This window comes from Ornithinicoccus halotolerans (genome assembly GCF_009602535.1).
Classification (GTDB): Bacteria; Actinomycetota; Actinomycetes; order Actinomycetales; family Dermatophilaceae; genus Ornithinicoccus; species Ornithinicoccus halotolerans.
This window is the reverse complement of record NZ_WIQI01000108.1, coordinates 1-8,504: the sequence shown is the minus strand read 5'-3', so window position 1 is coordinate 8,504 and position 8,504 is coordinate 1. Positions and strand designations below refer to the sequence as shown.

5 protein-coding genes and 1 pseudogene are annotated in these 8,504 nt (G+C 75.5%); 1 reads left to right on the top strand and 5 read right to left on the bottom strand.

Annotated elements, in window-relative coordinates; genetic code table 11:
* Positions 1 to 95: 95 nt before the first annotated feature.
* Both GFJ45_RS13765 and GFJ45_RS13760 read right to left on the bottom strand, forming a co-directional pair.
* Positions 96 to 1,328, bottom strand: coding sequence for a ComEC/Rec2 family competence protein (locus GFJ45_RS13765; RefSeq protein WP_153398179.1), 1,233 nt, complete (start codon positions 1,326 to 1,328; stop codon positions 96 to 98).
* Positions 1,325 to 2,080, bottom strand: a complete 756-nt coding sequence (locus tag GFJ45_RS13760) for a helix-hairpin-helix domain-containing protein (protein ID WP_153398177.1) — start codon at positions 2,078 to 2,080, stop codon at positions 1,325 to 1,327. Before GFJ45_RS13760 ends, GFJ45_RS13765 begins: the two co-directional genes overlap by 4 nt.
* 269 nt (positions 2,081 to 2,349) lie before the next feature.
* On the opposite strand from GFJ45_RS13760, the gene GFJ45_RS13755 reads away from it, so the two are divergent.
* Positions 2,350 to 3,771, top strand: coding sequence for a pyridoxal phosphate-dependent decarboxylase family protein (locus tag GFJ45_RS13755; RefSeq protein ID WP_228387051.1), 1,422 nt, complete (start codon positions 2,350 to 2,352; stop codon positions 3,769 to 3,771).
* A gap of 409 nt (positions 3,772 to 4,180) precedes the next feature.
* Here the strand turns inward: GFJ45_RS13755 and GFJ45_RS13745 are convergent, their stop codons facing one another.
* The 3 genes and pseudogenes from GFJ45_RS13745 to GFJ45_RS16455 all read right to left on the bottom strand — a co-directional run.
* Positions 4,181 to 5,047 (bottom strand): DegV family protein, encoded by an 867-nt coding sequence (locus GFJ45_RS13745; protein ID WP_153398174.1) that lies wholly within the window; start codon positions 5,045 to 5,047, stop codon positions 4,181 to 4,183.
* Between the two features lie 10 nt (positions 5,048 to 5,057).
* Positions 5,058 to 8,021 carry a leucine--tRNA ligase gene (leuS, locus tag GFJ45_RS13740; protein ID WP_153398171.1) on the bottom strand — a complete coding sequence of 988 codons (2,964 nt, stop codon included), beginning with the start codon at positions 8,019 to 8,021 and terminating at the stop codon, positions 5,058 to 5,060.
* A 196-nt stretch (positions 8,022 to 8,217) separates the two neighbouring features.
* Positions 8,218 to 8,504 (bottom strand): annotated as a pseudogene (locus GFJ45_RS16455) (hypothetical protein); the annotation flags it as partial.

The window sequence follows — 8,504 nt, the reverse complement described above, 5'->3', positions numbered from 1 at the left end:
GGCGATCGAGGGCATCAGCGCCCACAGGACCACGCCGCCCGAGCTCTGCAGACCGCCAAGGTGCAGCATGACCAGGACGGGGGCCACCACGCTGATCACCAGCTGCGCGTCCAAGGGTCGCCGAGCCGGCGCACCGGCCGCGGCAGCCGGCGCCCCATCGCGTCGCCCCACGGCCGGGCGAAGACCACCAGGCCGAGCGTGGCCAGCGTCGACAGCGCGAACCCGTAGGAGCGCGCCAGCCACGGGTCCCAGCACAGCAGCACGACCACGGCCACGCCCAGGGCCGGCAGGCTCGCCCGGCGCCGGGAGGTGGTCAGCGCCAGCAGGCCCACCAGCCCCATCGCACCGGCCCGCAGCACGCTGGGCTCCGGCCGGCACAGCAGCACGAACCCGGCCAGCGCGAGCACCGCCAGCGGCGGTCGCCACCGCACCCCGACCCCGAGCGCCCCGCACAGCAGGACGACCGCCCCGAGCACGATCGCGACGTTGGACCCGCTGACGGCGCTGAGGTGAGACATGCCGGTGGTGAGCATCGCTTCGGACAGCTCCGGCGGCGTCAGCGAGGTGTCGCCGATGACCAGCCCCGGGATGAGCCCGCGGGCGTCCGGGGGCAGCGGGGCCATCGCCGCCCGCAGCCGCTCCCGCGCCACGTCGGCGGCGCGCAGCACGGGGCCGGGCTCGGCGACCAGCTCCACCCCTCCCACCGGCGCCACCGCGGCGACCACCTCCGTGCCCGGGTCCGGCGGAGAGAGCCGCCCGACGAACCGCACCCGGGCGCGCCAGGGCACCTGCCGCCAGGCCTCGTCGGCGAACACCACGACCGGGGCCGCCACCTGCTGGCTCGTCCCCCGGCCCTCGACCCGCTGCAGCCGTGCCTGCAGCACCACCAGGTCGGGTCTCTCGTCACCGCGCGACACCAGGCGCGGCTCGGTGAGGGCGGTCGCCTCAGCGGTGACCACGGCGCGCTCGGCGGCCAGCTCGGTCACCGTGCCGGCCCGCGACACGGCGTGGTCGGCGGCCCCGCACCCGAGCACCAGCGCGGTGGTCAGCAGGCACAGCGCGGCCACCGGCCGGTGGTCGGTGACCACCGGCCGATCACGCCGGTCCGGGCCGTCGTAGCGGCCGCGCCCCGGCACGGGCCGGTGCCGGACCCGGAGCAGCACGACCAGCCCCAGCAGGCCAGCAGCGGTCGCCACGACCGCCAGCTCGACGGGGTCGCGAGGGACCAGCGTGGCCAGCACCGCCCAGGCGACCAGGGCGGGCAGCAGCAGCCGCAGGTCCAGCCCCCGGGGGCGCGCCTCCTCCGGCGAGGCCGGCACGGCTGTCACCAGGTCAGGTGGGGGCGCAGCTGCTCGAGGGTGCGCTCCCCGATCCCGCTGACCTCGAGCAGCTCCTCGGCACTGCTGAACCGGCCGTGCTCCTCCCGCCAGGCCACGATCCGCTCCGCGGTGACCGGGCCAACCCCCGGCAGCTCCTCCAGCGCGGCCCGGTCGGCCGTGTTCGGGTCGACCTGCAGCGGCTGCGCGTCCCCGCCGGCCCCGCCCGCGCTCCCAGGGTCACCTGCCCCGCTACCTCCCCCGGCGGGGCCGACCAGTGCGGGTGGCTCCTCCTCCGCCCCCGGCACCCACACGAACTCGCCGTCGGTGACCTCCCGCGCCAGGTTGATGCGGCCGGTGTCCGCCCGGCCGGTGGCTCCACCGGCGGCGGCGAGGGCGTCCTCGACCCGGGAGCCCGGCGGCAGCCGCACCAGCCCCGGCCGGGCCACCTCGCCGGCCACGTGGAGCACCAGCGGCACCGGCGGCGCACTGGCCGCGCCGGTGGCCGACGCTGCAGCCGGCTCCTCGGTGACGGGGACCGAATCGCCTTGGTCACCGCCCTCCCCGCGGTCCGCGGGCTCAACCTGGCTGGTGGCCACAACCGGCACCGGCTCCGGGGCGGCGGCACGCTGGGCCCACCAGACGCGCACCCCGACCACGGCCGCGACCAGCAGCAGGACCAGCACCATCCCGACCACGGCAGCCGGCCGGACCCCCAGATCGGCCGCCCGCAGCGCCACCGGCAGCTCCAGCAGGCGAGGCACCGGGCGGACCGGGGCTGCCGGTCTCCGCCCCGCCCGGTGCCGGCCGGGCGGCCCGATCGTGGGCCGGCCCCCATCCTGACCGGGCTCCTGCTCGGACCGCATGGACCGGCACGCTAGGCCGGCCGCAGGAGCGGCGAGCGTGGCCGCTACCGCCCTGTGGACCGCGCCCGGCACCGGCCACCGGTGGGGACCGGCGGCGGGCGAACCGGTTGCCCGTGACAGCCCGGGAGCGCTATACCGGGAGCCGAGGGAGAGGGAGGTGGCCGACGGTGTCCGCTTCCGGAGACAGCTACGCCGAGCCGTTGCGCCGCGCCGCGCACTACGCGCAGGCGCACCTGGACGGCATGCCGTCGCGGCGGGTGCCGGCCGAGGCCAGCGTCGAGGACATGCTGGCGGCGTTCGGGACCACGCTGCCGGAGGACCCGACCGACCCCGTGGCGGTCATCGACCTGCTCGGCGGCTCGGCGGGGCCCGGCGTCGTGGGCTCCCCGTCCGGACGGTTCTTCGGGTTCGTGATCGGCGGCGTGATGCCCGCACCGCTGGCGGCGGACTGGCTGGTGTCGACCTGGGACCAGAACGCCGCCATCAAGGCCGTCAGCCCGACGCACGCGGCACTGGAGCAGATCGCGGCGCAGTGGCTGCTGGACGTGCTGGGGCTGCCGGACGGCTCGGCGGTCGGCTTCTGCACCGGCGCCACCATGGCGAACTTCACCGGCCTCGCCGCCGGACGGCACGCGGTGCTGGCGGCCACCGGATGGGACGTCGGGGAGCGCGGCCTCAACGGTGCACCGCCGGTGCGGGTGCTGGTCGGCGAGGAGCGCCACGACACGGTCGACCTCGCGCTGCGCTACCTGGGGCTGGGCCGGCCCGAGACGGTACCGGCCGACGACCAGGGGCGGATGCGTGCGGACGTGCTGGCCCAGCGGCTCGCCGAGGGGGAGGACCGGCCCACCATCGTGTGCCTGCAAGCGGGCAACATCCACTCCGGCGACTGCGACCCGCTGGAGCCGATCATCGAGCGGGCACACCAGGCCGGTGCCTGGGTGCACGTCGACGGCGCGTTCGGGCTGTGGGCGGCCGCCTCGCCCGGACGCCGGCACCTGGTCGCCGGCCTGCCGCAGGCGGACTCGTGGGCGACCGACGCGCACAAGACGCTCAACGTCGGCTACGACAGCGGCGTCTGCGTGGTGCGCGACCCCACCGCGATGAAGGCCGCGATGGGCATGCACGGCGACTACCTCATCACCGACCCGACGGTGCTGGAGTCCTACGAGCGGGTGCCCGAGCTGTCCCGGCGGGGCCGGGCGGTGCCGGTGTGGGCGGCGCTGCGGTCGCTCGGCCGGACGGGGCTGACCGAGCTGGTGGACCGGCTCTGCCGCCACGCCCGCGCCCTCGCCGAGGGTGCCGCCGCGATCCCGGACGTCCAGGTCCTCAACGAGGTGGTCTTCACACAGGTCAGCCTGGCCATCGGCGACGACGCCCGGACCGAGGAGGTCGCCCGGCGGTTGCTGGAGGAGGGCACCGTGTGGATGACCGGGTCGCACTGGCACGGCCGGTCGGTGCTGCGGATCTCGGTCAGCAACTGGTCCACCGACGAGGAGGACGTGGCGGTCGCGCTGGCGGCGCTGGAGCGTGCGGTCACCGCCACCGCCACGCCGGCCGGGGAGGTCACCGGGCTCACTGGTCGCTGAGCGCTCCGCGTGAAGAGCGGATGTCCGCGGGAACGCTTCCCGCGGAAGCGCACGAGAGCCGCGGCTGGCCGGGACCGGGGCCTGGCCCCGGTTCTGCACCGGCCCCACGGAGCAGAAGGCGCGCAACCTGGGCCACAACCGGCAGGTGGCGGTGACGACGGGGAGCAACGCCTGGCAGGACGGCACCGACGTGGTGGTCGAGGGCACGGCCGAGCAGGTCACCGACCGGGCCCGGCTGCAGCAGGCGGCGGACGCGTGGCTCACCACGTACGGCGAGGACTGGCGCTTCGAGGTGGACCCGCGCGGCGGCTTCGTGGCGCCGGGAAAGCCGGCGAGCCACGGTGGGCACGCCGCTACCCGAGCCGCGGGCATGGGGCAGACCCGCGGCCCGGAGCACCGGCGCCGGGGGTCAGCCGCGCGGGGAGACCGTCACGGCGAGGGTCCCGGGGCCGGTGTGCACGGCGGTGACCGCCCCCAGCTGGACCACCATGGTGGCCGCCTCGGGGTGGGCGGCGGCCAGCTGCCCCCGCAGCCGCTCGGCCCGGTCGGCCGCGGCGAGGTGGTGCACCGCCAGCTCGACCGACCGGCCCTGCCCGCTGGCCTCGGCCACCACGCGGGAGCAGTGCTCCTCCAGCCGGGCGACCGCGCGGCTGCGGGTGCGGACCCGCTCCAGCGGCTCCACCTGCCCGTCGGCCAGCGTCAGGAGCGGCTTGATCGCCAGCGCGGAGGCCAGCAGCGACCGCGCCGCGCCGACCCGGCCGCCCCGGCGCAGGTACTCCAGGGTGTCCACCACGAAGAAGGTGTGCGACGCCGCCGCCCGGTCCCGGGCGGCGTGGGCGACCTCGTCGAGGGAACCGCCGCGATCGGCGACCTCGGCCGCGGTGCACGCGGCGAACCCCATGGCCATCCCCAGCACCCGGCTGTCCACCACCTCGACGGTGACCTCGTCCCGGACCGCGCGGGCCGCCAGCCGGGCGGTCTCGACGGTGCCGGAGACCCGGCCGGACAGGTGCACCGACACGATGCCGGTGCACCCCGGCTCGGCGGCCAGCTCCCGGTAGCGCTCCACCAGCTCCCCCGGGGCCGGGGAGGAGGTGCTCACCGGCTCGTTGCCGGCGCGGAGCAGCTCGGCGACCTCGTCGCTGGTGACGTCGACGCCCTCGGCGAGGGTGCGCCGGCCCACCACCACGTGCAGCGGCAGCACCGACACGCCCGCCCGCGCCGCTACCTCGACGGGCAGGCAGGCGGTGGAGTCGGTCAGCACCCGGACGGTCACGGCCGGCCGGTCACCCGGGAACGACGTTGACCAGCTTGGGCGCCCGCACGATCACCTTGCGCGGCTCGACGCCGCCCAGCAGCTCGGTGATCCGCTCGGTGGCCAGCGCCCGCTCGCGCAGCTCGTCCTCGGTGATGTCGGCCGGCACCTCGATCCGGTCCCGGACCTTGCCCCGCACCTGGATGACGCAGGTGACGGTCTCGTCGACCAGCAGCGCCGGGTCGGCAGCCGGGAACGGCTCGTAGGCCAGCGAGCGCTCGTGGCCCAGCCGGGACCACAGCTCCTCGCCCAGGTGCGGTGCCACCGGCGCGACCATCTGCACCAGCGGCTCGACGGCGGCGCGGGGCACCGCGTCCAGCTTGGTCAGGTGGTTGTTCAGCTCGATCATCTTGGCGACCGCGGTGTTGACCCGCAGCCCCTCGTAGTCGTGGCGCACCCCCTCGACCGTCCGGTGCACCAGCCGCTCGGTCACCTCGTCCATCGGCTCCTCGGTGACGACCAGCTCGCCGGTCTCCTCGTCGACGACGTTGCGCCACAGCCGCTGCAGGAACCGGTAGGAGCCCACGACCGCGCGGGTCTCCCACGGCCGGTACTGCTCCAGCGGACCCATCGACATCTCGTAGACCCGGAACGTGTCGGCGCCGTAGTCGGCGCAGATCTCGTCGGGGGTCACTACGTTCTTCAGCGACTTGCCGATCTTGCCCTGCTCCTGGGTGACCGGCTCGCCCTGCCAGGTGAACGTGGACGGGCCGCCCGCCGGGTCGGTGTGCTCCTCCACCTCGGCGGCCGGCACCGGGAAGCCGCGGGCGTCCCGGTAGACGTAGGCCTCGATCATGCCCTGGTTGATCAGCCGGCGGAACGGCTCCTCGCTGGAGACGTGCCCCAGGTCGAACAGCACCTTGTGCCAGAACCGGGCGTACAGCAGGTGCAGCACCGCGTGCTCCACACCGCCGATGTACAGGTCCACGCCGCCGGGGTCGACCGCCCCCTCGGGCGCACCGGCCACCGGCTGCTGCCGCGGGCCGATCCAGTAGCGCTCCACCTCGGGGTCGACCAGCGCCTGGTCGTTGGCCGGGTCCAGGTAGCGCAGGTGGTACCAGCAGGAGCCGGCCCAGTTGGGCATGGTGTTGGTCTCCCGGCGGTACCTGCGCGGGCCGTCGCCCAGGTCCAGCTCCACCTCCACCCAGTCGTTCGCCCGCGCCAGCGGCGCCTCCGGCGCGGAGCCGGCGTCCTGCGGGTCGTAGGTGCGCGGGCTGTAGTCCGGCACGTCCGGCAGCTCGACCGGCAGCTGGTCCTCGGGGACCGGGTGCGCGACGCCGTCCTCGTCCCACACGATCGGGAACGGCTCGCCCCAGTACCGCTGCCGGCTGAACAGCCAGTCCCGCAGCCGGTAGGTGACGGTCTCCCGGCCCAGCCCCCGATCCTGCAGCCACCCGATGATCCGGGCCTTGGCGTCGTCGACCCCCAGCCCGTCCAGGCTGATCTCCTCGTTGCTGGAGTTGATCGCCGGGCCCTCGCCGGTGAACGCCTCGTCCTCGGGGTGGTCGGCCGGTGGCTGCACGGTGCGCACGATCGGCAGGTCGAACGCCGTGGCGTAGTCCCAGTCGCGCTGGTCCTGCCCGGGGACGGCCATGATCGCGCCGGTCCCGTAGCCCATCAGCACGTAGTCGGCCACGAACACCGGCACCTGCTGCCCGGTCGCCGGGTTGGTGGCGAAGGCGCCGGTGAACACCCCGGTCTTGGTGCGGGCGTCGGCCTGCCGCTCCACGTCGCTCTTGGTGGAGGCCTCCCGCTGGTAGCCGGCCACCGCCTCCGCCGGCGTGGCCGCCCCGCCGGTCCAGGCCTCCCTGGTGCCCTCCGGCCAGGCGGCCGGCACGATCTCCTCGACCAGCGGGTGCTCGGGGGCCAGCACCATGAAGGTGGCGCCGAACAGGGTGTCCGGGCGGGTGGTGAACACCTCGATGGCGGCCTCCCCGCCGCTACCGGCAGCCTCCGAGGAGTCCGCGCGGGGCACCGGGAACCGGACCGTCGCGCCGGTGGAGCGGCCGATCCAGTTGCGCTGCATCGTCGTCACCTTGGTCGGCCAGTCCAGCCGGTCCAGGTCGTCCACCAGCCGGTCGGCGTAGGCGGTGATGCGCATCATCCACTGCGACAGGTTGCGGCGGAAGACCGGGAAGTTGCCCCGCTCGGAGCGGCCCTCGCTGGTGACCTCCTCGTTGGAGAGCACGGTGCCCAGGCCCGGGCACCAGTTCACCGGGGCTGCGGACAGGTAGGCCAGCCGGTACCGGTCCAGCACGTCGGCCTGCTCCACCCGCGTCAGGTCCGCCCACGCCCGGCCGGCGTGCTCCCCCGGTAGCGGCCGGCTCCCGGCGGCGAACTCCGCCACCAGCTCGCTGATCGGCCGGGCGCGCCCGGCGCCGCCGGCGGCGCTGCGCGAGGGGGCGTCCTCGTCGTACCAGGAGTCGTAGATCTGCAGGAAGATCCACTGCGTCCAGCGGTAGTAGTCCGGGTCGATGGTGGCGAAGGAGCGGCGCAGCTCGTGGCCCATGCCCAGCCGGCGCAGCTGCGCGCGGTAGACCTCCATGTTGCGCTCGGTCGTGGTGCGGGGGTGCTGCCCGGTCTGCACGGCGTACTGCTCGGCCGGCAGCCCGAAGGCGTCGAAGCCCATCGTGTGCAGCACGTTGCGCCCGGTCGTGCGCTGGAACCGGCAGTAGGTGTCGGTGGCGATGAACCCCAGTGGGTGGCCGACGTGCAGCCCCGTCCCGGAGGGGTAGGGGAACATGTCCATGACGAACAGGTGGTCGTCGTCCCCGTCACCACCCCGCAGCCGGGGGTGGTCCGGCTCGGCGAACGGACCGGCCGGGTTCACCGAGCGGAAGGTGCCCTCCTGCTCCCAGCGCTCCTGCCAGTGCGCCTCGATCCGGCTGGCCAGCTCCGCGGTGTAGCGGTGCGGCGGGATGGTCGTGTCGTTCATCGCCTCTTCGTCCTCGTCGTCCTCGTGGCTGCTCGTCCCGGTGCCGGCCCGCCTCGCGCCCCAGGTGGCCCGGCGGCACAAAAAAGCCCCTCACGCAGGAGGGGTCTGCCGCGCTGGCCCGTCGGGGTCGCCCGACCGCTCAGCGCGGCTGCCTAAGGAGGAGCTGCTGGCAGCGCATGAGGTCAGGGTAGCGCAGTCACTCCCGCGCGCCGACGGTGACGCAGCACCGGCCCGCCCCCGGGTCCAGCCGCGCGACCAGGTCGGGGCACGGCAGCGCCTCCAGCGTCCCGCCGACCAGGGCCACGTTGGCCCCGCAGACCAGGGCGGTGTGCTCGCGCGCCAGCCGGTCGAACGGGCAGTTGCCCAGCTCCAGCCGGGTAGCGCGGTCGGGGTCCCCGGCGGGCGCGGCCCGGTCCTCGGGCTCCCGCGGCTCGTAGCCGTGCCGCGCCAGCAGCGCGGCGGCTCGTGCCAACTGCGCCGCGG

Bases quoted from the DNA above. Each gene is read 5' to 3' on its own strand.
- leuS (WP_153398171.1), bottom strand. From the start codon at position 8,021: ATGAACGACACGACCATCCCGCCGCACCGCTACACCGCGGAGCTGGCC.